General features: G+C 62.4%; 30 protein-coding genes. 18 read left to right on the top strand and 12 right to left on the bottom strand.

Annotation, left to right across the window (positions count from 1 at the left end; genetic code table 11):
• Positions 1-19: 19 nt before the first annotated feature.
• A complete protein-coding gene (typA, locus tag EY713_RS03225) occupies positions 20-1,843 on the top strand; it encodes a translational GTPase TypA (protein ID WP_131113538.1) in 1,824 nt (607 codons plus the stop codon).
• A 98-nt stretch (positions 1,844-1,941) separates the two neighbouring features.
• Here typA and EY713_RS03220 read toward each other — a convergent pair whose 3' ends face one another.
• A complete protein-coding gene (locus EY713_RS03220) occupies positions 1,942-3,012 on the bottom strand; it encodes a sensor histidine kinase (RefSeq protein ID WP_131113537.1) in 1,071 nt (356 codons plus the stop codon).
• A gap of 413 nt (positions 3,013-3,425) precedes the next feature.
• Here EY713_RS03220 and EY713_RS03215 point away from each other — a divergent pair, with 413 nt between their 5' ends.
• Both EY713_RS03215 and EY713_RS03210 read left to right on the top strand, forming a co-directional pair.
• Entirely contained in the window at positions 3,426-4,925 is a 1,500-nt protein-coding gene (locus tag EY713_RS03215) for an MDR family MFS transporter (RefSeq protein WP_131113536.1), read from the top strand.
• A 41-nt stretch (positions 4,926-4,966) separates the two neighbouring features.
• Positions 4,967-6,310, top strand: a complete 1,344-nt coding sequence (locus tag EY713_RS03210; RefSeq protein ID WP_131113535.1) for a dicarboxylate/amino acid:cation symporter — start codon at positions 4,967-4,969, stop codon at positions 6,308-6,310.
• A 21-nt stretch (positions 6,311-6,331) separates the two neighbouring features.
• Here EY713_RS03210 and EY713_RS03205 read toward each other — a convergent pair whose 3' ends face one another.
• The 4 genes from EY713_RS03205 to EY713_RS03190 form a co-directional block, all read right to left on the bottom strand.
• A complete protein-coding gene (locus tag EY713_RS03205) occupies positions 6,332-6,730 on the bottom strand; it encodes a tRNA-binding protein (protein ID WP_131113534.1) in 399 nt (132 codons plus the stop codon).
• Positions 6,696-7,490: a TetR/AcrR family transcriptional regulator gene (locus EY713_RS03200; protein ID WP_131113533.1), complete on the bottom strand. Its 795-nt coding sequence runs from the start codon at positions 7,488-7,490 to the stop codon at positions 6,696-6,698. Before EY713_RS03200 ends, EY713_RS03205 begins: the two co-directional genes overlap by 35 nt.
• 87 nt (positions 7,491-7,577) lie before the next feature.
• Positions 7,578-8,396, bottom strand: coding sequence for a pyrroline-5-carboxylate reductase (proC, locus tag EY713_RS03195; protein WP_131113532.1), 819 nt, complete (start codon positions 8,394-8,396; stop codon positions 7,578-7,580).
• Positions 8,393-8,893, bottom strand: coding sequence for a type III secretion system chaperone family protein (locus tag EY713_RS03190; RefSeq protein WP_131113531.1), 501 nt, complete (start codon positions 8,891-8,893; stop codon positions 8,393-8,395). Before EY713_RS03190 ends, proC begins: the two co-directional genes overlap by 4 nt.
• Before the next feature lie 513 nt (positions 8,894-9,406).
• Here EY713_RS03190 and EY713_RS03185 point away from each other — a divergent pair.
• Together EY713_RS03185 and EY713_RS03180 are read left to right on the top strand one after the other, a co-directional pair.
• Positions 9,407-9,778, top strand: coding sequence for an ElaB/YgaM/YqjD family protein (locus EY713_RS03185; protein WP_165491012.1), 372 nt, complete (start codon positions 9,407-9,409; stop codon positions 9,776-9,778).
• Complete coding sequence (locus EY713_RS03180; RefSeq protein WP_131113529.1) at positions 9,775-10,473, top strand: hypothetical protein; 699 nt, start codon at positions 9,775-9,777, stop codon at positions 10,471-10,473. Before EY713_RS03185 ends, EY713_RS03180 begins: the two co-directional genes overlap by 4 nt.
• Positions 10,474-10,561: 88 nt before the next feature.
• Here EY713_RS03180 and EY713_RS03175 read toward each other — a convergent pair whose 3' ends face one another.
• Positions 10,562-11,383: a response regulator gene (locus EY713_RS03175; protein WP_131113528.1), complete on the bottom strand. Its 822-nt coding sequence runs from the start codon at positions 11,381-11,383 to the stop codon at positions 10,562-10,564.
• A 210-nt stretch (positions 11,384-11,593) separates the two neighbouring features.
• Here EY713_RS03175 and EY713_RS23520 point away from each other — a divergent pair, with 210 nt between their 5' ends.
• Both EY713_RS23520 and EY713_RS03165 read left to right on the top strand, forming a co-directional pair.
• Entirely contained in the window at positions 11,594-11,833 is a 240-nt protein-coding gene (locus EY713_RS23520; protein WP_131113527.1) for a NepR family anti-sigma factor, read from the top strand.
• 264 nt (positions 11,834-12,097) lie between these two features.
• Entirely contained in the window at positions 12,098-12,496 is a 399-nt protein-coding gene (locus tag EY713_RS03165; protein WP_131113526.1) for a hypothetical protein, read from the top strand.
• An 18-nt stretch (positions 12,497-12,514) separates the two neighbouring features.
• Here EY713_RS03165 and clpS read toward each other — a convergent pair whose 3' ends face one another.
• Positions 12,515-12,820, bottom strand: a complete 306-nt coding sequence (clpS, locus tag EY713_RS03160) for an ATP-dependent Clp protease adapter ClpS (RefSeq protein ID WP_131119205.1) — start codon at positions 12,818-12,820, stop codon at positions 12,515-12,517.
• 195 nt (positions 12,821-13,015) lie between these two features.
• Between clpS and EY713_RS03155 the strand changes: the two genes are divergently transcribed.
• The 3 genes from EY713_RS03155 (at position 13,016) to EY713_RS03145 (ending at position 14,169) form a co-directional block, all read left to right on the top strand.
• Positions 13,016-13,333: a hypothetical protein gene (locus tag EY713_RS03155; protein WP_131113525.1), complete on the top strand. Its 318-nt coding sequence runs from the start codon at positions 13,016-13,018 to the stop codon at positions 13,331-13,333.
• 15 nt (positions 13,334-13,348) lie between these two features.
• Positions 13,349-13,792, top strand: a complete 444-nt coding sequence (locus EY713_RS03150; RefSeq protein WP_131113524.1) for a DMT family transporter — start codon at positions 13,349-13,351, stop codon at positions 13,790-13,792.
• 143 nt (positions 13,793-13,935) lie between these two features.
• Positions 13,936-14,169, top strand: a complete 234-nt coding sequence (locus EY713_RS03145) for a hypothetical protein (RefSeq protein ID WP_131113523.1) — start codon at positions 13,936-13,938, stop codon at positions 14,167-14,169.
• Positions 14,170-14,178: 9 nt separating this feature from the next.
• Here EY713_RS03145 and EY713_RS03140 read toward each other — a convergent pair whose 3' ends face one another.
• The 3 genes from EY713_RS03140 to ald all read right to left on the bottom strand — a co-directional run bounded on the left by EY713_RS03140 (position 14,179) and on the right by ald (position 16,854).
• Positions 14,179-14,541 (bottom strand): hypothetical protein, encoded by a 363-nt coding sequence (locus EY713_RS03140; protein WP_131113522.1) that lies wholly within the window; start codon positions 14,539-14,541, stop codon positions 14,179-14,181.
• A gap of 130 nt (positions 14,542-14,671) precedes the next feature.
• Complete coding sequence (gene lhpI, locus EY713_RS03135) at positions 14,672-15,631, bottom strand: bifunctional Delta(1)-pyrroline-2-carboxylate/Delta(1)-piperideine-2-carboxylate reductase (protein WP_131113521.1); 960 nt, start codon at positions 15,629-15,631, stop codon at positions 14,672-14,674.
• 104 nt (positions 15,632-15,735) lie between these two features.
• Complete coding sequence (gene ald / locus EY713_RS03130) at positions 15,736-16,854, bottom strand: alanine dehydrogenase (protein ID WP_131113520.1); 1,119 nt, start codon at positions 16,852-16,854, stop codon at positions 15,736-15,738.
• Between the two features lie 156 nt (positions 16,855-17,010).
• Between ald and EY713_RS03125 the strand changes: the two genes are divergently transcribed.
• Positions 17,011-17,469 carry an Lrp/AsnC family transcriptional regulator gene (locus tag EY713_RS03125; RefSeq protein ID WP_131113519.1) on the top strand — a complete coding sequence of 153 codons (459 nt, stop codon included), beginning with the start codon at positions 17,011-17,013 and terminating at the stop codon, positions 17,467-17,469.
• Positions 17,470-17,551: 82 nt separating this feature from the next.
• Positions 17,552-18,427 carry a glutathione-dependent disulfide-bond oxidoreductase gene (yghU, locus tag EY713_RS03120; RefSeq protein WP_131113518.1) on the top strand — a complete coding sequence of 292 codons (876 nt, stop codon included), beginning with the start codon at positions 17,552-17,554 and terminating at the stop codon, positions 18,425-18,427.
• A 6-nt stretch (positions 18,428-18,433) separates the two neighbouring features.
• On the opposite strand, the gene EY713_RS03115 is transcribed toward yghU, so the two are convergent.
• Positions 18,434-19,135: a cyclase family protein gene (locus EY713_RS03115; RefSeq protein ID WP_131113517.1), complete on the bottom strand. Its 702-nt coding sequence runs from the start codon at positions 19,133-19,135 to the stop codon at positions 18,434-18,436.
• Between the two features lie 32 nt (positions 19,136-19,167).
• A complete protein-coding gene (locus EY713_RS03110) occupies positions 19,168-20,187 on the bottom strand; it encodes a GntR family transcriptional regulator (RefSeq protein WP_245504205.1) in 1,020 nt (339 codons plus the stop codon).
• A 256-nt stretch (positions 20,188-20,443) separates the two neighbouring features.
• Here EY713_RS03110 and EY713_RS03105 point away from each other — a divergent pair, with 256 nt between their 5' ends.
• The 6 genes from EY713_RS03105 to EY713_RS03080 are packed head-to-tail and all read left to right on the top strand — an operon-like array spanning position 20,444 to position 26,053.
• The gene (locus tag EY713_RS03105) at positions 20,444-21,535 is read left to right on the top strand and encodes an ABC transporter ATP-binding protein (RefSeq protein ID WP_131113516.1); all 1,092 of its coding nucleotides are present in this window, start codon (positions 20,444-20,446) and stop codon (positions 21,533-21,535) included.
• A gap of 47 nt (positions 21,536-21,582) precedes the next feature.
• On the top strand, positions 21,583-22,431 hold the full coding sequence (locus EY713_RS03100) for an ABC transporter permease (protein ID WP_227401870.1): 849 nt from the start codon (positions 21,583-21,585) through the stop codon (positions 22,429-22,431).
• Position 22,432: 1 nt separating this feature from the next.
• Positions 22,433-23,278 (top strand): ABC transporter permease, encoded by an 846-nt coding sequence (locus tag EY713_RS03095; protein ID WP_131113514.1) that lies wholly within the window; start codon positions 22,433-22,435, stop codon positions 23,276-23,278.
• Positions 23,278-24,021, top strand: coding sequence for an SDR family NAD(P)-dependent oxidoreductase (locus EY713_RS03090; protein WP_131119201.1), 744 nt, complete (start codon positions 23,278-23,280; stop codon positions 24,019-24,021). The genes EY713_RS03095 and EY713_RS03090 overlap by 1 nt, the downstream gene beginning before the upstream one ends.
• On the top strand, positions 24,018-24,779 hold the full coding sequence (locus tag EY713_RS03085; RefSeq protein ID WP_131113513.1) for an SDR family NAD(P)-dependent oxidoreductase: 762 nt from the start codon (positions 24,018-24,020) through the stop codon (positions 24,777-24,779). The genes EY713_RS03090 and EY713_RS03085 overlap by 4 nt, the downstream gene beginning before the upstream one ends.
• Positions 24,780-24,817: 38 nt before the next feature.
• Positions 24,818-26,053 carry an ABC transporter substrate-binding protein gene (locus tag EY713_RS03080; RefSeq protein ID WP_131113512.1) on the top strand — a complete coding sequence of 412 codons (1,236 nt, stop codon included), beginning with the start codon at positions 24,818-24,820 and terminating at the stop codon, positions 26,051-26,053.
• Positions 26,054-26,085: the final 32 nt, after the last annotated feature.

Genomic DNA, 26,085 nt, shown 5'->3' with positions numbered 1-26,085 from the left:
CGACATCAAGATTTGAATCATGAACCTGCGCAATATCGCCATCATCGCCCACGTCGACCACGGCAAGACGACGCTCGTGGACAAGCTTCTTCAGCAATCCGGCTCGTTCCGCGACAACCAGCGGGTTGCCGAGCGCGTGATGGACTCCAACGATCTCGAAAAAGAGCGTGGCATCACGATCCTGGCGAAGGCCACGTCGGTGATGTGGCATGAGTCGCGCATCAATATCGTCGACACGCCGGGCCACGCGGACTTCGGCGGCGAGGTCGAGCGTATCCTCAGCATGGTCGACGGCGTGATCGTGCTGGTCGATGCGGCCGAAGGCCCGATGCCACAGACGAAATTTGTGGTTGGTAAGGCGCTGAAGCTCGGCCTTCGCCCGATCGTCGCGATCAACAAGGTGGATCGGCCCGACGCGCGGGTCACCGAGGTCGTCAACGAGGTGTTCGACCTGTTCGCGGCGCTCGACGCCACGGACGACCAGCTCGATTTCCCGATCCTCTACGGGTCGGGCCGCAACGGCTGGATGGCGAATAGCCCGGACGGGCCGCAGGACGGCATGACGCCTCTGTTCGAGCTCGTGCTCAAGCATGTACCGCCGCCGAAGATCGAAGAAGGCGCGTTCCGCATGCTGGGAACGCTGCTGGAAGCCAATCCCTATCTCGGCCGCGTCATCACGGGTCGTGTCTTCGCCGGTTCGGTGAAGCCCAACCAGTCCGTCAAAGTTCTCGACGCCTCGGGCGCCGTGATCGAGACGGGTCGCGTCTCCAAGATCCTCGCATTCCGAGGCATCGAGCGGGCGCCGATCGATGTGGCGGAAGCCGGCGACATCGTGGCGATCGCGGGCCTGACGAAGTTCAACGTCGCCGATACGCTCTGTGCTCCCGAAGTGACGGAGGCGCTGCACGCGCAGCCGATCGACCCGCCGACCTTGTCGATGACGTTTTTGGTGAACGACAGCCCGCTGGCAGGGACCGAAGGCGACAAGGTCACCAGCCGCGTGATCCGCGATCGGCTTCACAAGGAAGCCGAAGGCAACGTTGCGCTCAAAATCACCGATTCGCCGGATGTCGACAGCTATGTCGTGTCGGGTCGCGGCGAATTGCAGCTTGCGATCCTGATCGAGACGATGCGCCGCGAAGGCTTTGAAATCGGCGTGTCGCGTCCGCGCGTGGTGTTCCGCACCGATGAGGATAGTGGCGAGCGGATGGAGCCGATCGAAGAGGTCGTGATCGACGTCGACGAGGAGCATTCGGGCGTCGTTGTGCAGAAAATGTCGGAGCGCAAGGCCGACATGATCGAGATGCGGCCGTCGGGTGGCAATCGACTTCGGCTGGTGTTCCACGCGCCGACGCGCGGACTGATCGGCTATCAGAGCGAATTGATGACCGACACCAAGGGCACGGCGATCATGAACCGCCTGTTCTATAATTATGCGCCTTGGAAGGGCGGCATCATGGGCCGTCGCAACGGTGTTCTGTTGTCGACCGACTCCGGTGAAGCGGTCGCTTACGCGATGTGGAACCTCGAGGATCGCGGCCCGATGATGATCGAGCCCGGCTGGAAGGTCTATCAGGGCATGATCATCGGCGAGCACACCCGTGAGAATGACCTTGAAGTCAATGTGCTGAAGGGCAAGAAGCTGACCAACGTCCGCGCCGCCGGCAAGGACGAAGCGGTTCGGCTTACCCCGCCGATCCGCATGACGCTGGAAAAGGCTCTGGCCTATATCGAAGACGATGAGCTTGTCGAGGTGACGCCGAAATCGATCCGTCTTCGCAAGATCAAGCTCGATCCGAACGAGCGCAAGCGCGCCGAGCGGTCGAAAGATCCAAACGCCTGATCGCCTGAGTTCAGCGGGATAACCAATCGAGGTCGCGGATGCGGCCTCGATTGCGTTTGACGGCGCGAAGGGCGTGGCGCGCGACGTCGCGTTCGCCCCTAGACGTCGTCCTCGATCATCAGGTGGTGAAGTGGGATCCGCAGGGACCATTGCAGCCCGGTGGGCGCAAACGTCATGTTCGCGATACCATCCAGCGCGCGGGCGACGACGCGCTCCATGACCTTATGCCCAAACCCCTGGCGCAGCGGGGGTTCGATCGCAAGGCCGCCGAATTCGTTCCAAAGCACATGCAGCCAACGCGGTTCGCCGGATTGGTCGGCCTCGAGGCTCCATTCGACCGCGACCCGGCCCGCCGGGCCCGACAAGGCGCCGAACCGCATCGCGTTGCTGGTCAATTCATTGAGCGCAAGCCCAATATTCTGAGCCGCCTCGGGGCGAATGAAGATCGCCGGACCCGTGATGCTCACGCGCTCTCCATGCTGTTCGATCATGGCGCTGAGATGCCCATGCGCGAGATCGATCAACGAGGCGCCGCGCCAGTCCTGCGCCGCTAGGATTTCGTGCGAAAACGACAGGCCACGAAGGCGCGCGGAAAAGCGACGTTCGAAGTCCGCCGCCGTCAAGCTGTCCTTCACGGTCTGTCGCGCCATCGCCTGAATGATCGCCAGCAGGTTTTTGGATCGATGCGTGACCTCGCGCATGAGCACATGCACCTGTTCGTGGTGCAACCGCACGTCCGAGATGTCGCGAGCGGTGCCGACGATCTCAGCACCATCCTGTTGTGGCATCGACTTCGCCCGTAAGGCCAGCCAACGATCTGGTCCCATATCGAAGCGACGAAATCGAAGCTCCAGATCATCCGACGTTGCTTCTCCCCGCGAGGCCGCGTTGAGAAAAGCAGAGAACACCAGAGCGTCCGTCGGCGACAAGGCCTCAAGCCATTCGTTTTTCGTGACCAAGGCTTTGCCCGTCATTCCCAAGAGGGCCTGCATCCGACGGTCGACATCAAAGGTGTCGGTCGAGCGATCGTAACTCCAAAATCCTGTTGCGGTCGCGTCCAGCGCGAACTCAAGACGCTCTTTATCGTTCAACGCCGTTTTCGATGTGTCGCTCGACATGCGATTGGCATCCGCGATCTGGATCTGATCCTCTCGAGAACGCGCCGTCATTGCCGACCTAGGAAACGCCGACCGGATAAGTCCGAAGCCACTGCCGTCGTGCCATCTGGAAATGCCGTCTCGACGTCGTTCGAACCCATTTGCACGAGGCAAGCCTTGTCTCGAACGCTTCCCTTCACGCTAAGGTGTTGAACTGACGCAAAGGACATGACGATGCCTATCTGACCACGCAGGGCGGCACGATCCGGAACTCCCGACGATCGCGCTCGACTAGCATTCAATCCGGCTTGATGTCCGGCGAGATTGCCACCTTTTACACGCCTTGATTCGGAACGACTACTGGACCGAATGGTTCCATTCTGAACCTGTTCGGGATCGCCTGAAGCCCCCGTGCCCGACGACCGACAAAGACGAATGCCAGCTTCGATAATCCGGTTCCACAAGCAAAGGCCGCACGGCAACCGATGACCGATTCAGCGTTTCCTCCACGCCCCGCTCTACAGCCCGACGAGATCCGATCGATCATCATCGGGCTTATGATGGCCATGCTCCTGGCTGCACTCGACCAGACGATCGTAGCGACAGCGATGCCCACCATCGGACGAGAATTGGGCGACGCTGAAAATCTGCCCTGGATCGTCACGGCCTATCTGCTTGCCTCCACGGCCGTCACGCCGCTCTACGGCAAATTCAGCGATATCCACGGTCGTCGTATTGCGCTGTTGATCGCCATCATCTTGTTCATCATAGGCTCGCTCGCCTGTGCGCTCGCGCCGACCATGGTGGCGCTCGCGCTCGCGCGCGGCGTTCAGGGTCTCGGCGGCGGCGGTTTGATATCGCTGGCGCAGACCATCTTGGGCGATATTCTGTCACCACGCGAGAGAGCGCGATATCAAGTCTTCATCGCCAGCGTGTTCGCTTTATCGTCGCTGGCAGGGCCGCTGCTCGGCGGTTTTTTCGCTGAACACTTTCACTGGTCACTGATATTCTGGATCAACCTGCCGATCGGTCTAGCGGCTTTTCTGATGACGAACGGCAAGCTGCGGCTTCTACCTCGGCATGAGAGGCGCCACTCGATCGACTTTCTCGGCGCCGCGATCCTCGTTGTCGCAACCGTCAGTCTCTTGCTGGCGCTCAGTTGGGGCGGCATCCGCTATCCGTGGGGATCACCGCGCGTGCTCACCCTGTTGGGCCTTTCGATCGTCGCCTGGGCCGGCTTCGTGGTTCGTCTCCGGATGGCGCGCGAACCGCTCATCCCGCTCGCCGTGCTCGGCGATCAGGTTGTGGCCACGGGGACGCTGGCGGCGTGTTTCGCCATGGGCACGTTCATCGGACTGACGATCTACGTTCCGATCTATCTCGAGGGCGTGCTGGGCCTCACGGCCAGTCAATCCGGCATCGCACTCGTTCCGCTGATGATCGGGACGGTCGCAGGCGCCACTATCTCGGGTCGGTCGATGATGTATTTCACGCATTATAAGCGGCTGCCGTTGATCGGCATGGTGATCAGCGTCGTCACATGTGCGGTCTTGGCGCTGGCGGCTCCGGCTCTGCCGCTGGCGGCGCTGGAAGTGATGCTGTTGCTGATCAGCCTGGGCCTCGGCACGATCCTGCCGCTCGCCACCATCGCGATTCAGAACGCGGTGGCGCATCACCAACTCGGTACCGCAACCGCGACCATGAACTTTTTCCGCTCGCTCGGAGGCGCGTTGATCGTGGCTGTCTTCGGGACGATCGTGATCGGGGGCGGTGGCGTCAAGGCGATCGGGATCGGGAACAGCAGCCCGTTAGGGGCAGCCGATCTCGCTCAACTCTCGCGCACCTTCCAGGTCGTCTTCGCGGCCGCCGACATCAGCCTGATCCTCGCCTTGCTCTGGCTCGCGCTGATGCAGCAGCGCCCCCTCCGCGGGCAGGCGAAAACAAGCGAAAAGGCTGGCGAACCCCTTCCCATCATGATCGAATGAGTCAAAAGCAATAGGCGCGACGCGTGGGTGGGAACACGAGAATGGATGCTTCAGTCAGCGCAAGGCGGACCGGTCCGGAACGGATCGCTAAGCCCTGGTATATGATCCTCTACATTCAAGTGTTGATCGCCATCGCGCTCGGGATCGCTTTGGGCGTGCTGGCCCCGCAAACAGGCGCCGCCATGAAGCCGCTCGGCGATGCTTTCGTGGCGTTGATCCGCATGATGATCGCGCCAGTCATCTTCTGCACCGTGGTGCATGGCATCGCCACGATGGGCGATCTTGGCCGCGTCGGGCGCGTCGGGCTCAAGGCCCTTGTCTATTTCGAGGTCGTGTCGACGATCGCCCTGGTGCTGGGGATCGCGGTGGCCGAGCTGCTGCAGCCAGGACGTGGGTTCGATATCGACCCGGCCAAGCTCAACGCACAATCGATCTCGACCTATGTAACGGCCGCCAAGCAGGACAATATCACGGCGCATCTGCTCGGCATCATCCCGACCAGCTTCTTCGATGCCCTGGCGCGTGGTGATCTTCTCCAGGTTCTCCTCGTCGCGATCCTCAGCGGTGTCGCGATCTCCCATATGGGCGAGACCGGGGAGCGGATCGCTGGGGCCATCGACGCGGCTGGCCAGATGTTTTTTCGGATCATCGGCATCATCGTGCGGGTCGCCCCGATCGGCGCTTTCGGCGCGATGGCCTTCACGATCGGGGCCTTCGGGGCAGGCGCCCTGGTCAGGCTCGGTTTCCTGATCGTCACATTCTACCTGACCAGCGCGGTCTTCATCCTGGTCGTCCTGGGAGGCATCGCCTACCTCTGCGGCTTCTCGATCCTGCGTTTCATCGTCTACATCAAAGACGAATTGCTGATCGTGCTCGGCACCAGTTCGTCCGAGACCGTGCTGCCGCATATGATCCAGAAGATGCAGCGGCTCGGCGCATCGAAGTCGGTCGTCGGTCTGGTGATCCCGACCGGATATAGCTTCAATCTCGACGGCACCAACATCTACATGACGCTCTCGATCCTGTTTCTGGCGCAGGCCACGAACACGCCGCTGAGCTTTGGGCAGGAACTCGGTATCATCGCGGTGGCGGCGCTGACCTCGAAGGGAGCGTCGGGCGTCACGGGCGCGGGGTTCATCACGCTCGCGGCGACGCTGGCGATCGTGCCCGACATTCCCATCCAATCGCTGGCAGTTCTGGTCGGGATCGACAAATTCATGAGCGAATGCCGAGCCCTGACCAATCTAATCGGCAACGGCGTCGCGACGGTTGTGATCAGCCGCTGGGAAGGCGAGTTGGATGCCGAGCGTCTGAAACACGTTCTGCAGCATCCAGCGGCGGAAGGCACGGCCGCCGTTGCCGAATTGGAAGCAGCGGCCGAGTAGAATGTGCGAGGCGGCCGGTCGTCAGAACAGGCGACCGCCGTTTGGGACCGGCAACGATGGGCCGATCAGCACCACCTCGCTGGTCGCATCCGGAAACCCCAAGGTCAGCACCTCCGACATGAAGGGGCCGATTTGACGCGGCGGAAAATTGACGACGGCCGCAACCTGCCGCCCGATCAGATCCTCAAGACGATAATGCGCCGTGATCTGTGCCGACGACCTTTTGACGCCGATCGGCTCACCGAAATCGATCTGCAGCTTGAAGGCGGGTTTGCGGGCCTGCGGAAACGGCTCGGCCTTGACGACCGTGCCGACCCGGATATCCACCGTCACAAAGTCGTCGTAGGAGATTGTAGCGCCTGGCGCGGTGGGTTCGCCCACGCGCCTAGATCTCCGGGTCGATCGCGTCGAATTCCGCATCGCGACGCGACGTGGAGGATGTGTCTCGCTTGCGCTCCTTCATGCGCCGACGCGTGTCCATCACGGCGCGCCCGAGCAGCCGCAAGGGAGAGGCAAGACGATCGAGGTCGTCCACCCGTGCGCTCAGCATCTCGCCGCGCTGGAGCTCACGATCGAGGGCCGCCATGGTCTTGGCCATCCCGGTTTCGTCGTCGTTGAGCCAAATATTGAGGATGCGGGCCCAGGCGACCACCAGTCCCTGGAGCTTCACGGCCCCGGTCCGGCCTTCGCTGTCGATGCCGGCTGCTTCGAGCATGAACCGCATGGAGTTCAGCGCCACCTGATTGAGCGCGGCGGCCGCAAGCCCGTCACTCCGGACCCACTCGGCCACGCTTTCGAGGCCGAGCCGATACGGTGCCATGGCGTCGAGACGGCGCATTAGCACGTCGAACAGCCGATCCTTGGCGGTTTCCTCGTCGAGATCCGTGGTCGTCCCGTCCAGCACGATCCGGTCGATCTTGCGGGAGAAGCCGGCCAGCGCAGCCCCTTTGGACGGGAAGGCATCGCGAAAATCCGCAAGCGAGACACCGGCGCGGGTGGCGATGTCGGTAATGCCGAAGTCGCTCCAATCGCGCTCCGCCGCCAATTCCATCATGGCTTCGATGATGCGATCCTTTGTCGACGGCAGCTTGGCCTTCGGCGGCTCATCATGGACGCCGATCGGAGATGGCGCGGGATTGTCGCTCTGGTTGAACGCGCCGGCATCATTATTCTCAGCCATCAGTACCTCCGTCGATCTCCTTCCATTCTAGAGGACGGTGCTACATTGGCCAACCTCTGCGTCGACGCAGGCTTAATCAGGCGCGACTTAGCCACCCAGAGCGACGGCTCGGTCGCGCGCTGCCGCGACGGCACGCGTGACCAGCGACCGAAGTGCATCGTCGGTGGCAAAAACGTCGAGAGCCGCCGCCGTGGTGCCGGCCGGCGAGGTCACGTTAAGGCGCAGTTGTTCCGCCGAAACGGTGGGTTCCGCCGCCATCAAGGCCCCAGCACCCTCCACGGTGGCGCGCGCGAGACGCGCCGACAACGCCGCATCGAGGCCGAGCGCCTCCGCCGCCTCGGCCAAGCATTCGGTTAGCAGAAACACATAGGCGGGTCCGGAGCCAGACACGGCCGTCACGGCATCGATGAGATCTTCGCGATCGAGCCATTCGACCTGTCCGACTGCCGCCAGAAGCGCGTGAACGCTGCGCTTCTGAGCCGGTGTCACCGTCTCATTCGCGAAGGCGCCCGTCATGCCATGTCCGACTGCGGCCGGCGTGTTGGGAATCGTTCGCACGATGGCTTTGGCCGGGATCTGTCGGGCCATGTCCGCGATCGTCTTTCCGGCCATGACCGAGACCAGCACGGTTGCTGCATAATCGAAATGGGCCACGAGGGGCGCGACGGTCCCGAACATCTGCGGCTTGACCGCCAGAACCAGAATGTCGGGGGGCGTCAGGGTCGCGAGGTCCGGGTTGAGCGAGAAGCCGCGCTCCTTCGCGAGATGGTGGAGGTCGTCCGAGGCCTGCGGGTCGCTGACCGCGATCTGGTCAGCTGCGACGCCAAGATCGAGCCATCCACGGAGCAAGGCGCCGCCCATCTTGCCAGCCCCGGCCAGCAGGATCGATCGTGGCAGGTCGCTCATGCTTCGCCTTGGGTCTCGAACATCGCGCTATCGAGCGCTTCGCGGGCGGTCTTGCCGGCCCAGATCACAAACTGGAACGCCTGATAATAACGATCGCAGGTCTCGACCGCCATCTTGAGAATCGCCTCGCATTGACGCCCATCCGGGTCGGCGCCGCCCGACATCAAAATCGAATGCCGAAACATGACGACGTTTTCGTTGTTCCAGAGATCGAAGTGACCGATCCACAGATGCTCGTTGATCAGCGCAATCAGACCGAGAATAGCGGTCCGTCGACGATCCGGCACCTTAATGTCGAAGGCGCATCCGACATGCAAAGCTTCGAGATCCGATAGCCAGGTAAAGGCCACGTGATAGTCGGAAAAACCGCCCTGTACCGAGATCGAGATCTCATCTTCGTCATCGCGGTCGAAGGCCCAGTCATGGAACGAGGCAATCCGCTCGACGACGTCGACGGGATGCTCGGCGCGGTTCACTTCGATCGGGAGAAGAGACATGCGAGGTCCTCTGCATGCGGGGATGACAAAGCCAGGGGCGCGGACGCTGGGACGCCGAGCAGCCGGACCAGTCGAAATAGTGACGACGAATCAGCGTCGAGCATCGTTATAACCCTAACTGATCGTGAACGGCACGCGGGATGACCGTCGCGGATTCGCATGAATCGGTAAAGAGTCCCGAAAGGATGTCCACAACCTAGGGGCCATGCGCTGAGGCGTCCGCAGGCGGGATTTCGGTGCCCGGGAGCACGGAACCAGGGTGGGACGAGCACGTTTACGAAGGCGTGAGCGGAGTGGTGCTCTCCCCTCCCATCTCTCTGCTCCGCCACAAGAACCCGCAACGGCAGCCCCTGGCCGTTGCGGGTTTTTGCTTTAAAGGAGCGGGCCCCTGCATCGAGCGATATGGCTGGAGCAGGAACCCACCTGCGGCTCGAGCGTTGCAGTAGCGTAATTGGCGGCACGGTCTTTCGCGGACCGGGTGTCGCCCTCCTTTACCATCGTCGAGGGACAATCATGGCTGATCGTGGGTTTGAGAAAGTTGCACGGGATTTGAGCTCGGACTTTTCCGCGCTGCGTGACGATGTTCGTAAGCTGACCAATCTGGTCTCGGACCTCGCAAGCGATCAGGCCGATACGACGCGCAGCAGCGTCAAAAGTGCGATGGATCGGGCTCGCGACCGGTTTTCGTCGACAGCCGATCGCTTTTCCAGCCAAGCCAGTGACGTGGCCGATCGCTTTGCGAGCCAGGCCAGCGACGTTGGAGAGCGTGTGCGCGGCGCCGGTCACGAGATTGAGAGTCGCATTGAACGCAACCCGATGACCGCCATCATGATCGCTATTGTGGGTGGCTTGCTGATCGGCGCAATGAGCCGTTCGCGTCGATGACGAACCCGATCTCCCGGCTGATCGCGCAGGCCGAAGTCAACGTCACCGAAATGGGGCGGCGCGCCGTCGATCAAGCCGCTGCCACGGTGAAGGCGCGCAGCCAGGAGGTTGTCAGCGATGTCATGAGAACCGCAACGAGCACGGTGAAGACCGTCGCAATCAAGGCTGGCTTAGCCTTGTTTGCGGGGGTCATGCTGATCGTGGCGGTGATCTTCGGCCTGATTGCCCTCTATGACTATCTTGCCAGTCTGATGGGACCGATCGAAGCTCTTCTGGCGATGGCGGCGCTTTTCCTCGTGCTCGGCATCGCCGGGATCGTGGTGATGATGACTATGTCGTCGAGCGCGACCGTCAAGGACAAGAAGGCCCCAGCAATCGCTGCGACGCAGGACGTCGAAGCGGCTCAGCGAGCGATGGCGGCCAGCCAACAGCCGCCTGTCGAGGCAGCCTCCGCCGAGGTGCGAGACGACCCGACGGCTCAGCTTAAGAGCCATGATCCAGATCAGGCGATGCGTTCTGGCCTCGATGCCGTGGTTTCGGCCTTGGGCGATGCGGGTTTCCGGCGCGAACAAGCCGGTCTGAGAGCCGGGATCGCAATCGCCAGCCAAATGCGGCCTGTGCAACTGGTTTCGCTCGCGCTGTTAGGCGGATTCCTTGCGGGAGTCCGGTCGAAACGAGGCCGCCGTTTATCTTAATCTCGTGCGGCGCGGCAGGCCCCATCAACAAAAAGGGAGCGTCGCGCTAACCGCGACGCTCCCTTTTTTTAGTTCGTCGATCTCGGGTTTAGGCCGATACTTGCGCCGCGGCTGTATCGCCACGCCGATGAGCGGTTTTGTTGAAGAACAGAACCTGGCTGATAACGGCCCGGAGTTGTTCGACACTGAACGGCTTGGCGATGAGGAATGCCGGTTCGGGCGGCGCACCGGTCAAAAAACGCTCGGGGTAGGCCGTGATGAAGATGACCGGCACTTCCAGCGACTCGAGAATTTCATTCACGGCCTCGAGGCCGGAGCTACCATCTGCCAGCTGAATATCGGCAAGGATGAGACCGGGGCGGTGCGTATGGATCGCCGCCAAGGCCTCTCGATGAGTGCGCGCAACATCGACAACCCGATGACCGAGGTCCTCAACCAAGTTTTGGAGGTCCAATGCAATAAGCGGCTCGTCTTCGATGATCAGCACTTCGGTCGAAATCTGCTGCGCGATCTCATGATTGGCGCGCTCGATCAGGGCCTTTGCCTCATCGACGGAACATTCCAATGTCCGCGATAGATCGTTGATGTCGAACCCTTCAAGCGCCGTTAGCAACAGGGCGACGCGCGGCCGAAGCGAGATGGCTTCGAGGCTCCGGGTGACACCACCCTGATCGGCGCCGGCTGTCGTGTCGGTCCGTCCATTGATCGCGACAGAACCCCAGAGCGTCAGAAACAGCTTATAGAGATCTGTGCGGATGTCAGCGCTTTTGGCGAAGCTCGACGGATCGGCGACGATGGCTTCGAGCGTCTCGACCACATAGGCATCGCCACCCCGTTGGCTCCCCGTCAAAGCGCGCGCGAACCGACGAAGATGAGGAAGATGGGGTGCAATCGCCTGCGAAATGGACATCCGTAATCCTTGAGTATTTTGGCGCCTGGCATAGCTTTGTAAAACAGGCCAAGGAAAATAAAGTTCCGTTATGGAACATTAATTTTCGCCGATGCGTTGTGTCTCGGCGATGGCCTCGTGAGACGGTAAAGTGTCACGAGCGCAGGCATTTGGTATCTACGGTATCGTCGATGACGGAGCAAGCCAGCTCCGGATCGCAAGGAGAGCGGGATGAGTAAATCGGACGGAGGTCAAGACCCGACCGTGAAGACTAAAGTGACATCCCCGCCCGATGAAGCCGCACAAAATCCCGTCAACGTCCCTCCAGAGGGAGGCGATCGGGATGGCGCATCTGTACCGACCGTCGACATACAATCCTATATCGGGTCACAACTCCGTGCGGTTTTCGACGATGTTGCAAACCAGCCTGTTCCGGACCGTTTTCTCGAACTGATGCGCCAACTCGACTAACGGTTGCATTGGCCGCGCCACGTCCTGCTTAGACGTCAACCGGATCGCCATCGATACCATGACGATCCGTGGATGAACCAATCCTGAATATGTCCAAATGTGATCGACATTCGGATGTTGATTCCGCGGCTGGCATCGCCAGGATGCGGGTGAAGGTCATTAATGTCTCTGACCGCTGGCCAGGGCGGTAACCAAGCCGCAACCCCGATTGGCTAGCCTCGCAATGTCGCTCCTGTCGGACGCGTCTTTGCGAGAGATGATCGTATGAGCCTCACGAATTTTCCGCCTGCCGCGATAGTGCTTGCTTGCATGCTGGTTGCAGCCCCGGCCTTTGCGGACGAGATGAAGGCTGTGCCATCGGGTGTAAACCGCCAGATCGACTTCTTCGCTAGCGTCAATCCCGACTGCACGTCGGTCGGAACACCCACGGTTCGCCTCGTCGACGGTCCGAGTCGCGGCACCATCACGACCGACAAGGGGCGCGACTTCATGGCCTTTCCGCGCTCGAATGTCCGCCACGTCTGCAACCGCCGCCGCCTGTCGGGTTTAAAGCTGTTCTATAAGTCGCAGTCGGGCTTCCTCGGCGTGGATCATGTGCGCGTGCTGATCCTGTCGGCATCCGGCACGGGCCGCGAGGCGACTTACGCGATCGATGTGCGCTGAAAGTGGTCGGCCTCGGCGCTAGTCGTCGGGCTCCGTGGTGAACTGGAGCGGGAAGCCCTTCAGCCGCCCAGCCTCGGTCGCGCGGGCGGCTTTCGTTTCCGCGACGTCCTTCGGGTAGACCGAAACCACGCAGACGCCCTTGCGGTGTGCGGTCAACATGACATGACCGGCCTGTTCCTCGCCCAACCGGAACTCGACCTTCAGCACGGTGACCACAAAAGCACGTGGCGTGAAATCGTCGTTGACGAGAAGCACCTTGTGAAGGCGCGGACGCTCGGTTTTCGGTTTGACGACCGTGCGAGGGATATTGACCACGTCGCTCATGATGGCCTCGATCGACGTTGAAATGGGCGAAACGGCGGAAAGTCCGCTTTCTCCGTAATAGGTCGTCCGGGCTGGCGTCCGGGTCAAGGCGGAAGAGGATCGTTTCGTCGCGCTCGCCTCGATCGGGAACAGCTTGATGGGTCCGACGTTTCTGGCCTGGGTGGCCCCTGCATTGGGCATGCCGAGGAGGCCAATATGGAACCGATGAAGCCGATGCGACCCATGGAACCGATGAAGCCCATGGAGCCGATGAAGCCGATGGACGGCGGTGAGCCTTGGTGGCCGACGGATCTTGGGCGGCCGTCATCAAGTGGGGCGCAACAGGGCACGCGTTACGCGTTCTTTGGCGAGAAGCAGCGGCTGTTGATCGAACGCGACGGGACGCTCGAGACCTATGACACGGGTCAGCACCGCATCAGCGGGGTCGGGCAGCAGGATGGCTCACGGCGAACCCTGACATTCTCCAGCCAGACCGGCGAGGTCGCGCTTCAGGATCTTCGTCGGGTCGACTGATCCAAGGGGCACCGCATGCCCGTCCTCATTGCTGTGATCGTGCTCCTGACCGGAGCGCTGAACACCGTGCAGGCTGGCGCAAACGCGACCTTGAACAAGGTGCTGCAGGCGCCTGTCTTTGCGCTGTTCACCGTCACGGCCGCGAATTGCGTGGTCTACCTGCTCGCAGGGACCGTCGTCGGCTTCATATGGCCGGAGAGTGGTCGGCTCGCTCAGGTTCCGTGGTGGGGATGGATTGGCGGAGCCTTCGGCGGACTTTACGTCATCGCCATGGTGTTTCTGGCGCAGAAACTCGGTTCGGCGATGTTTACCGGTCTGAGCGTGACGGCCGCAATTCTCACATCGGTGCTGCTCGATCATTTCGGCTTGGTCGGCTTCGAACAACACAGCGCAAGCCTGTGGCGCGTCACCGGATGTTTGTTGATGATCGGCGGCCTCACCTTGGTTTGCGTGTTCTAAGCGCCCACGATGTCCACACCCTCGACGCCTATTTGTGCGCCAGGACTGGATCCGGGCCCGAATGGATGCGACGTTTGGTCCAGAGCCGCAGGACCGGAGCCGTTCTGGCGTGTCGGTCGATCTGCGCGCGATGGAGCCGACCGATGATAACCGCAACCCGCTCCGCTCTGGCCTTGTTGATGATCATGGCGGCGGTTCCGGCCATAGCCCGGACCAAGGATCCCACTCTCCAGGATCGCCAACAGGCCGCGTGTTTCGGCGACGTTCAAAAGCTGTGTGGTGATTTCATCCCGAATGTCGACCAAGTCACAGCTTGCATGTCGGAGAAGAAACCCTTGGTCAGTCCGAAATGCGCCGAAATGTACGACGCGAAGTAAGACCAAGCCTTAAAACGCGAAGGACATTCCGGGGCTGACGCTGCCACCGCTGCCGCCGCCCAGCGTCGGCCGCGCACCACTGCCTGGATACATCTCCGGCTTGTCGGGTTGGTCTTGCCCCTGGTCAAAGAATTTCTTGCGACCGCGGGCCAGCGCCGCCGCTTTGTCGTCTGACATCGTCGGCGCCGAAGTTTGGCTAGTGACCGGAGCTTTCTGCCCCTTTTTGCGGGCCGTCTTGGTATGTGGCGTGTTGGTCGGCACCGCGAAGGGGTGGTCGAGAACCGAGGGCGACAGCGCGTCCTCCGCCCAGGCGACGGAGCCGGACGCGAGCAGCGACGCTCCGATCAGGACAGCCAGGCTCAGTCGCTTCATTCCGGCAGTCCCTTGTTGGTGCGAGAGGTCGTCGTCAAACCGGATCATAAGATTGGCTCGGTTCGGCGCAAAGGCTGATCGCAAGAAATGGGCGCCAAAAAGGCGAAGCCTCGTTCAGCCCCACCTTGTCTCAAAGGTGCGCGCTCGTTTCGGCCATCCGCGCTTCATAGACCAGGACAGCGGCCGCGAGATCCTCGAGCGATGCGCCGACCGATTTGAACAAAGTGATCTCGTCTGCATTCCGCCGTCCGGCATGGAGGCCGAGGCAAAGCTCCCGCAGATCGGCCTTGATGGCCTCCACGCCGATCACGCCGCTCGCGAGCGGTTGCACGAGATCGCCCGCTTCGGTCAGGGCGCCCTCGCGCGTATCGACGAAAATCGAGGCGCGGCGCACCGCCTCATCGTCGCTTTCCCGCATGCGCGGATTAAAGGCGCCGACAAGATCGAGATGCGTGCCGGGCTTCAGCCAAGCGCCATAAACGAGCGGGGTCGTCGCCAGCGTCGCGCAACTGACGATGTCGGCGGTGCGGACGGCGGCTTCGAGATCACGACAGGGGTCGGCGCGAAACCCGATCGATCGCAGCGATGCGGCCGTTGCTTCGGCCTTGCTCTGGTCCCGCGCCCAGATTTGGATCGTGTCGATCGGGCGCACGCTGGCATGGGCGGCCGCAAGACGGGTCGACATCGCGCCCGCGCCAACGACCAGCAAGGCCCGGCTGTCCGGCCGCGACAAGGCGGATGACGCGAGCGCCGAGGCGGCGGCGGTCCGGCGCGCCGTCAGCGATACGCCGTCGATGATGGCGAGTGGCTCGCCGGTTTTGGCTGAGGACAGGATGTAGGATCCGGCGATGGCCGGCAGCCCCCGCGCGCCATTGCCGGGAACCACCGAGACCAGCTTGACGCCGAGGTAGTGTCCCGTCGTCCAAGCCGGCATGAGCAAGAGGGTGCCCGGCGCTTCGCCGGGGATGTCGAAGCCGTGGTGATGACGCGGCGGGGCCACGCAATCCCCCTTGAACATGGCCGAGAGCGCCTCGATGAGGTGCGGCCAGTCGGCCAAGCGCTCGACCTCGTCGGCTCCAATCCTCATCATGCACGCGCACTCCCGTCCCACGTCGACATCGACTCGCCGATTTGTACACGGGATCAAGGACGATCACGATCGCTCGTGATCGTCGGGCCATCGCCAGCCCTGGTTCAGTCCGTCAGCATCGTGTCGGCCGCGACGGCGCTCAATCCCTGAGCGTCGGCGACCGGCGCGCAGGTGATCTTGCCGTCACAGACATTCAATCCCGCCCGGAGATGCGGATCGGCCCGCAGCGCGGCCTTCCAACCTTTGTCGGCCAACGCCAAGGTGAACGGCAGGGTGACGTTTCCGAGCGCGAAGGTCGATGTCCGAGCGACCGCGCCGGGCATGTTGGCGACGCAATAATGGACGACGCCGTCGACCACATAGGTGGGGTCCGAGTGAGTGGTGGCGCGCGAGGTCTCGACGCAGCCGCCCTGGTCGATCGCCACATCGACGATCACCGATCCGCGCTTCATCGTCTTGACCATATCGGCGGTCACGAGTTTGGGCGCGGCCGCCCCGGGAACCAAGACCGTCCCGATCAGCAAGTCGGCCCGTTTAACGAGTTCGGCGATGGCGGCGCGTGTCGAGAAGACGGTGGTGACCGATGCACCGAACTGCGCCGACAGCCGCTTGAGCGTATCGGCCGAGCGATCGACCACGGTGACATGCGCCCCCATGCCGATCGCGATGGTCGCGGCATGGCTGCCGGAGACGCCGCCGCCCAGGATCACGACATCGGCGGCCGGAACGCCGGGAACGCCGCCAAGCAGAATGCCGCGTCCGCCTTGCGCTCGCTCGAGCGCATGGGCGCCGACCTGCGGCGCCAGCCGCCCCGCCACCTCCGACATGGGCGTCAGCAGCGGCAGACTGCCATTGGCCGCCGTCACGGTTTCGTAGGCAATACAAATTGCACCAGAGGCGATCAGATCGCGCGTCTGCGCCGCATCAGGCGCGAGATGCAGATAGGTGAAAAGGATTTGGCCGGGCCGGAGCATTTGACGTTCGGCCGATAGCGGCTCCTTGACCTTCACGATCATGTCGGCGGCGGCGAAAATCGCTGGGGCGCTCTCTTCGATCGCGGCTCCGGCTTCCGCGTAGTCGGCATCGGTCAGGCCCGCCCCGACCCCGGCGCCCGCCTGCACGGTGACGCGATGGCCGTGATGTACCAGTTCGGCAACCGCCGACGGGATCATCCCGACCCGGGCCTCGTTGTCCTTAATCTCCTTCGGCACGCCGATGTGCATGGCAATCTCCCAGTCGAGCGCTTGCTGGCTCGCGAAATGAGATTAGGGCCGCGCTGAAGCAGACATCCGCCATTTATGGTAGTCCTACGGCAAAACGACGCCGCAATATGCCGCCTTTCGGCTGAAACACGACAGATCCTGCGAAAGCTGAACCCGATGTCGCTCGATGATCGAGACAAAGCCATTCTCCGACTGTTGCAGGCGGATGGTCGGCTGACCAACGCCGAGCTGGCGGAGAGGGTCGCTCTTTCGGCCTCTGCCTGTCTTCGCCGCGTGCGCGCGCTCGAGCAGGAGGGCTATATCGCACGGTATGCGGCGGTGCTGGACGACACGGCTATGGGTTTGCCGGGAGTCGCGTTCGTGATGGTGACGCTGGATCAACAAGGACGAACGGCACTCGACCGGTTTGAAGCGGCGGTGCGGCTGCATCATGAAATCCTCGAATGTTATCTCTTGGCGGGCGCCGCGGATTATTTGATCCGCATCGCTTATGCCGATCCTGCCGATTTCGAGCGCATCCACACCGCTATCTTGACCCAATTGCCCGGTGTGTCGCGCCTGCAATCGACGCTATCGCTTCGCAAGGTCAAGCAGACGATGGCATTGCCGGTGTGAGCAAAGCCCCGCGCTTGCTCTCCATCTGCGGCATGCGGCGTGCTACATCGTTGCCATGAAGCCTCGAACCGGAGCTGTTCCGATGACTGAGACGCCTGCTTACGTGCCGCCCAAAGTCTGGTCTCCCAACAAGGAGAGCGGGGGCCGGTTCGCCAACATCAACCGCCCGGTCGCCGGGCCGACGCACGACAAGGACCTGCCTGTCGGCAAACATCCGCTCCAGCTCTACTCGCTGGCGACACCGAACGGCGTCAAAGTCACGATCATGCTGGAAGAACTGCTCGCCCTCGGCCACCAAGGGGCGGAATACGACGCCTGGCTGATCAAGATCGGCGATGGCGATCAGTTCGGGAGCGGCTTCGTCGCCGTCAATCCGAATTCCAAGATTCCCGCCCTCACGGATCGGAGCGGCCCGACGCCGGTCCGCGTTTTCGAATCTGGTGCGATCCTTTTGTATTTGGCAGAAAAGTTTGGCGTCTTCCTGCCGACCGATGGGGCGGCGCGTGCCGAATGCCTGTCCTGGCTGTTCTGGCAAATGGGCAGCGCGCCTTATCTCGGCGGCGGGTTCGGCCATTTTTACGCCTATGCGCCGACCAAGATCGAATATGCGATCGATCGGTTTTCGATGGAAGCCAAGCGCCAGCTCGACGTTCTCGATCGCCGCCTCGCCGAAAGCCCCTATCTCGGTGGAGACGAGTATACGATCGCGGATATTGCGGTCTTCCCCTGGTATGGCGGCCTTGCGAAAGGATGGCTTTACGACGCGGCGGAATTTTTGGACGTCGCCAGCTATCGCCATTTGCAACGTTGGGCCGACACGATCGCGGCGCGCCCCGCGGTGCAACGCGGCCGCATGGTCAATCGCGTGTTCGGCGAGCCATCGAGCCAGTTGCACGAGCGGCATGACGCGGCCGATTTCGACACCAAGACGCAGGACAAATTGGCCCCGACGACCTGATCGGGCTCAATCGTCGACAAGCGCGAAGGCTCGCACAGGCGAGCCTGATCCACCCTTGAACTTGAGCGGCACGCCGAAGAACTGGACCTCGCGCTTACCCAGTAAGGCGTCGAGGTTTACCAGCCATTCCCAATGGCTGATGCCGAGTTCGCGGCACAGGCGATGTTGGGCGAAACGATCGTCGGTCGGTTTGTCGGTCGACGGGCCTTCCACGCCGTGCATCATCGACCCGCGTTCGTAAAGCCAGCGCGTCGCCTCGACGGTCAGCAAGGGATTTTTCCAGACCGCGTCGAGCGAGGGATAATGGCGGGCGTGAAAGCCCGTGCAGAGCAACACGATGTGCCGATCGACTGCGACGCCGCTCTTGGCTTCGGCGGCTTCCATGTCGGCCACCGTGATGTCGCCGAGATCGGGAATGTGACGAAGGTCGAGGCAGATCGCCTTGCCGAAAAACATATCGAGCGGCATCTCGTCGACGGACGCACCGGTGGGACTGACGTGCCGAAAGGCATCGACGTGGGTGCCGACATGATCGAGCATCGCGATGAAATTGGTCTGAAACGTCATCGGGTCGCCCTCGATCCCGAGGCCAAGCGCCTTGGAGCTCTCATGGCTTAAATGCGTGGTCAGAACCGGCCGCTGGAACAGCTTATGGGCCGGCATATTGTCTTCGATCGTCACGCTGAGGTCGATTGTCCGGGTCGTCATGGTTTGTCGCTTTCCTGCTTGTGGTCTTGCGCTTAGACGGCGACCAGATAGGGCGGGAGGTCGTGGGGCCGTTCGATGATGGCGACGATCTTCAACTGCGCGACGCTGCGCCGACAGGCGGCTTTCAGGTGGTCGCGCCAGAGCTCTGCGGCTGCGCCAATCGAGCCGTTCAGGATCAGGTCGATCGTGACGCGGAGCTCGTTGATGGCGGCATTGTCTTGTGGCAATCCGAGACGGGCGAGCGAGCGGCTTGCGGCGTCGAGAACGCTCATATTCTGGCGCACCATGCTGGCCAGCGGTCCGTTCGGCGTCGTCAGCAGGCAAAGCCCGATGAAGCGTGCAAATAGCACAGCCGCATCCGGCACAGGCTCGCCCTCATGGCTCGTCGAGTCATCCCGCAGCACCGCAAGGCGCTCGCGGTCGATGGCCGGAGCGGCCGCCATCAGGGCCGCGGGTTCCAGAATGCCGCGCAAGTCGTAGCAATCCTTAAGCGCATGGGCCGTCAGCGGCCCCGCAAGCCAGCGCGAGGTCTGCGTCTTGCGAAGCAGGCCGCGTTCCTGCAACCGCCCGAGCACATCGCGGATCACGGTACGGCTCACATGAAAATGGGCCGCGACTTCGGCCTCGATCATTCGGAATTCGCCGAAGACGAGGCACGACGACACGGCCTGTTCGAGATCGTCCAGGATCCATTCGCCGGACCCTCGCGTCTGCAGGGCTTCGTCCATCTCGCCGGACATCACCAGTCCGAGTTCGCGGAGGTCGATCCGGATCGGCTGGCCGGGGTTGTCGAGACGGCCGACCAGGAAACCTCGGCCTTCAAACCGGTGCACGAGACCGTCCCGCTCGAGATCCTGCAGGGCGCGTTGGACCGGCGCACGGCTGGTTTGTAGCAGTTCGGCGAGCGGCGCTTCGAGCAGCACCAGTCCTTCGGGAAAGTGTCCCCGCACAATATTGGCGTGCAGAACACGATGCACCAACTCATGGCGACGCTCGAAGCGCTGGCTCACCATTGTTCTCTCGGATGAGCCGACCGTCTCTGCCGTGACCATCACCTTGCCGTTCGTTTAATGTTGATTGTGTACGTTACACATATGAAGCATGGGTCAGAAACTCTAAAATTTGTGCGTTGCTGATTAAAAAACAGCACAATCATACTTCTTCACTCCAAAAAACACGCTTACAAAGTGAGCTTGCGTACAAAAGACGTTTATCTTAGGCTTGCGATCAAGACGAATCGGCTGAGACCGTTTGTTGTGCGGGGAGATCCATTTGCCCTTGGCGGTTCAACCATCAGTTCCTGACTCCATGCGCGGTCCCCCGGTGTTGCGCCTCGACGGCCTCACCAAGGCGTATGGGGCGGCGATGGCCCTGAACGACATCACGCTCAGCATCCCCGACAATGCCTATGTGGCCCTGCTCGGGTCCAGCGGTTCCGGCAAGACGGTTCTGCTCCGCACGATCGCGGGATTCGAGACCGTCGATCGAGGCGAGATTTTTCTTAACGGTGCGCCCCTCCACGGGGTACCGGCCCACCGCCGAAACATCGGCGTCGTGTTTCAGAATTTTGCTCTGTTCCCGCATCTGAACGTCTTCGACAACGTGGCGTTTGGGCTCCGTCATGGTGCCGGTCGCCAGATCGAGCCGAAGGCGATCGAGGCGAACGTCCGCGCCATGATCGACCTCGTTGGTCTCGGCGGTTTGGAGCGCCGCTCCGTGACGCAGATTTCCGGCGGCCAACGTCAGCGCGTCGCTCTCGCTCGGACGTTGGTGACGGAGCCGCAGCTGGTTTTACTCGACGAGCCGCTCGGTGCGCTCGATGCCAATTTGCGAACGCGCATGTGCGGTGAGTTGCGCCGCATCCGGGAACGGCTTGGCGTTACATTCCTGCACGTCACCGGAAGCGAGAACGAAGCGCTCGCCATGGGCGATGAGGTCATCGTGCTCGACGAAGGCCATATCGCCCAAGTCGGTTTGCCGGATCGGGTTTACACCCGGCCCCGCGACGCCCGCGTGGCCCGCTTTCTCAATTGCTACAACCTGATCGAGGGGAGGGTCGCGGCCGGCGGCTTCGAAGCGGAGGGGTGTCTATTCCCCTGCGCCTCTGCCGCGCCGAACGATGCCCCGATCTACGCGATCCGCCAGGACCTCATCTCGGTCCAGGCGATCGGCGAGGCCGCTCCCGGTGATCCACTGCTGCGTGCGATTTTCGTGGCAAGCGAATATTCTGGGCCGGCCGTGACCTCGTTCTTCAAGCTTCCGAGCGGCGCGGTCGTCACGGTCGAGGATCACCTCAGCCACCGCGACCCGCAGACCTTCGAGCCGGGGCGGTCTTACGGCCTGACTTGGAAGGTCGACGACGCGCTTCTTTTGTCCCGCCGTGCCGGAGCCTCGTCATGACGGCTATCGAAGCCACGACACCACAGGTGTCCAGTCCCGCCACTCCGATGAAGCCGCTGCGGACGCCTTACTGGCTGATCGCCCCCGGCGTGATCTGGATGGTGCTGTTCCTCGTGCTGCCCATTCTGATGATGGTCTACGTGTCGTTCTGGACGCAGACCACGTTCAAGATCGAGCCGATCCTGACCACCAAGAGCTGGCAGACCTTCTTCACCAGCGAGACCTATCTCGGCGCGCTCTGGACCACGATCCGCATCTGGCTGATCGTCTTGGCCACGACCTTTCTGGTCGGCTATCCGACGGCGCTGTTCGTCGGGCTTTTCGTCCGCAACAAGACGGTCGCAACGGCGCTCCTCGTGCTGTGCGTCATTCCGTTCTGGACCTCGTTCCTGATCCGCGTGCTCGCCTGGCGGCCGATGCTGGGCAAGGAAGGCGCCATCAACATCATCCTGCAGGCCCTGCACATCACCTCGCAGCCGATCGACGCCTTGCTGTTCACCGAGTTATCCGTGGTGATCGGCATGACGCAGATCTACTGCGTCTTCATGGTCGGCCCGATCGCCTTCATGCTCGGCCGTATCGACCCGAACATCATCGAAGCGGCGCAAGACCTCGGCGCGAGTTTCACGCGCATCTTTCGCACCATCATCTTCCCGCTCAGCCTGCCGGGCGTCGTGGTCGGCTCCATCTTTGTTTCGGTCATGGTGCTGGGCGAATTCGCGACCGCCGCGGCGCTGTCGGGCCGCAAGGTCAATCTGCTCGGCAACATCATCGTGACGCAAGTCGGGTCGCTCAAATGGGCCTTCGCGGCCGTGGCCGGCGTCGTGCTGACGATCATCATGGGGATCGTGGTGGCGGCGCTGCTTCGTCTCGTCGATCTGAAGCGGGAGCTCTGAGATGCGCGCGCCCGTGCTGAAACCCATCCTCGCGGTCTATTGCGGCCTGTTCCTGCTGTTTCTCTACGGGCCGTTGCTGGTGCTGGGTATCCTGTCGTTCCAGTCGGGTCCCGAAGGTGGCCCGCAATTTCCCATCATCGAATGGTCAACCTATTGGTATCGCGACCTGTTCGGCATGAACCCGCCATCGCGCATCGCGCCACTGCCGATCGAGGACGGCCTGATCCGCTCACTCGTCCTCTCGTTCATGACCACCGTCGTCTCGACCGTTCTGGGCGTCATGTCGGCGCAAGCCTTCCGGCAGAAGTTCAAGGGATCGAGCGCAGTCTTCTACCTCATCGTGCTCGGCATGATGGTGCCAGGCGTCTTGGTCGGCCTCGGCACAGCGCTGCTGGCCAACACGCTCGGCATCGACCGACACTGGTGGAGCACGGCTTTCGTGCTGCACGTCGTCTACACATTTCCCTTCGCGTTCCTGGTCATGCTGGCGATCTTCAATCGCTTCGATCCGACCGTCGAAGAAGCCGCGTGGTCGCTCGGCGTCACGCCGGCCCGCACGTTCCGCAAAGTCACCTTCCCGCTGATCTTTCCGGGTGTTCTGTCGGCGATGCTGTTCTGCTTCACGCTCTCCTACGACGAATTCTCGCGGACGCTGTTCGCCTCGGGTCGTGACCTCACGCTGCCGCTGGCGATCTACGGCACGTTCTCGGTCGAAATCCATCCCAACATCTTCGCGTTCGGCGTGTTGACGACGCTCTTCTCGCTGGCGCTGCTGGCCGTTTATGCGGTGCTGATGGGAATGTCGATCCGCCGCGCCCAGCGGGTGCTGGTGCAGGAGGAGGCATGATGGGAGCGGAGCTTAAAGGCGTCGCGATCGTGACCGGCGCGGGATCGGGGATCGGCCTTGCGGTCGCGCAACGCCTGGCACGAGATGGGTTCACGGTTGTGGTCAACGACCTGACGGCCGAGCGGGCGGAGGAGGCTGCCGTGTCGATCCGGGCCGCCGGCGGACAAGCCGAGGCCGTGGCCGGTGACATCTCCCGCGAAGCCGATGTCGCCGCGATCGCGGCCCTGGCCGACGGGCTCGGTCCTTGCACCGTGCTGGTCAACAATGCGGGCTATGTGCATCAGGCTCGGTTCATCGACCTCACTGCTCACGATTTCGACCGCATGGTCGCGGTCCATGTCCGCGGCACGTTCCTCTGCACCAAGGCCGTGCTGCCCGGCATGTTGGCGCGTGGCGCGGGGTCGATCATCAATATGGCGTCGCAACTTGGCCAGATCGGCGGCATCGAGCTCGTTCACTATAGTGCCGCGAAAGCCGCCATCATCGGCATGACGAAGGCACTGGCTCGGGAAGTCAGCGCCAGCGGCGTGCGGGTCAATGCGGTCGCGCCCGGCCCGATCAACACGCCACTGGTGCAGGCATTGTCGGAGGATTGGCGGCGCGCCAAGGCGGCGGAGTTGCCGCTCGGGCACTTCGGTGAACCCGAGGACGTCGCCGGCACCGTGTCGTTTTTGGCCTCGGCGGACGCGAAAATCTATGTCGGCCAGACGCTCGGCCCCAATTCAGGAGATGTGATGCTGTGAGCAGGTCCGCGCCCAACGTCCTCATCACCGGAGGCGGGATCGGCATCGGCCGCGCTACCGCCGAAACTTTCGCACAGGCCGGCTATCGCGTGATCGTCACCGATATTTTGGACGCCGGCCAGACCGTCGCGGACGCGATCGTGGCGGCCGGCGGACAAGCCGAATTCCACCCCCTCGACGTTCGCTCGACCGCCGACGCGGATCGGATCGTCGCCGATGTCGAGAGCCGCTTCGGCGCGCTCGATTGCATCGTCGCCAATGCGGGGATCGCCCATCGCGTTCCGATGGCCGAAATGACGGATCAGACCTGGGATCATACGCTGGATATCGATCTCAAGGGCATGCTGCGCGTAATCCGGCCGGCGCTTGCCGGCATGAAGGCTGCCAAGACCGGGTCGATCATCTGCCTCTCGTCCATCATGGGTGTCGCCTATGGGTGGGACGAGCACGTGCATTATTCGACCGCGAAGGCGGGTGTGGTGGGTCTCGTGCGCGGCCTCGCGGTCGAGCTTGCGCGCGCCGGCATCCGGGTCAACGGCATCGCGCCCGGCTATATCCGCACCGCGCAACTCCTGTCCGAGGAACATTCGCTTGGGCCGGCCGGCGCCGAGAAAGCCGGCGACTTTATTCCCATGGGCCGGATCGGCGAACCCGGGGAGATCGCCGACGTGGCGCTTTTCCTCGCCTCGCAAGCGGCTCGCTACGTCACGGGGCAGGTGATCGTCGTCGACGGCGGATTGCTCGTGGGCCGGTATTGAACCGGCGATTGACTTACTCTGCATCGGGAGACGCGCTTATGGTCGATAAATTGGATTTGGATCGCCGGACCCTGCTTAAGGGGACGGCCGGCGCCATGGCGCTCGCGCTCGGGGGCGGCACGCCGTTCCTGGGGTCGGGTCGGGCCTATGCGGCCGCGAGTGGGCTGGCGAGCGAGCAGCTTCGCACGATCGGTCTTAGCGTGACCGTGCAGGATCGCATCCTCGCCGATTTCAAGAAAGAATCGGGCACCGGCACGACGCAGGGGACGGCCGCGACCTTCCCGGACGCCCAGACCAAGATTCTGTCCGGCTCGAAGGACTATGATTGCTGGGAAATCATCGCGGAGCGTCTGCCGGCCGTCGTGCAGACCAATAACGTGGAACCGGTCCCCGTCGCCGACGTGAAAAACTGGTCGAACATCCGCGACACCTTCACCAAGCCCAATCCCAAATGGGCCCCCAAGGCGCAGATCACCGGCCAGATCTGGGTCAACGACGCGCATTCCAAGCTTTGGATGGTGCCGGCGGTCTATAATTACGACTCGATCGGCTACAACCCCGATGCGCTGAGCGCGGAGGAAGCCAATACATGGACCGCCATCTTCGACAAGAAGTATAAAGGCAAATCCGGTCTCAATACCGACCCTCTGATCGCCTTCGGCCAGGCCATCATGGCGATGAATACTTTGGGCCTGCTCGAATCCAAGAACCCCGGCAACCCGACCAAGCAAGAAATCGAAGAGGGTGCCAAGTTCCTGATTTCGAAGAAGAAGGATGGCCAGTTCCGCGCCCTTTGGGGTGACTTCGGCGAACTCGTGAACCTCATGGCCTCGGGCGAAATGGTGGTGTGCGATGCGTGGCAGCCGGCCGTGATGGCCGTGAAGGCGCAGGGCAAGCCTTGCAAATATGCGGTGCCGAAGGAAGGCTACCGCGCCTGGGCGATCGGCCCGACCATGATCGCCGGAACGGCCAACAAGGATGCCGTCGTCGCCTATGCGGATTTCTGGTTGTCGGGGGAGCCGGGCATCACCGTGTCGGAGCAGGGCTATTACTCGCCTTCGACCAACATCCAGAAGGTGATGTCGCCGGACAAATATGCCTTCTGGTACGAGGGCAAGCCGTGGAAGGGCGCGCGTGAGCGCGGCATCAAGGAAGGCGACTTGCGCGACGGCGGATCGCTCGCGACACGCGCCCAGAATGTCGCCTACTGGCACCAATGGCCGGACGAATACGACCTTGTCGTTTCGAAGTGGGACGAGTTTTTGAGCGCATAGACCGACAACAGGGTGCCTTCTCCCGCAAGCGG

The sequence above is a fragment of the Lichenihabitans psoromatis genome (assembly GCF_004323635.1).
Classification (GTDB): Bacteria; Pseudomonadota; Alphaproteobacteria; order Rhizobiales; family Beijerinckiaceae; genus Lichenihabitans; species Lichenihabitans psoromatis.
Note: the sequence above shows the minus strand (reverse complement) of the source record. Positions and strands in the feature narration are given on the sequence as shown.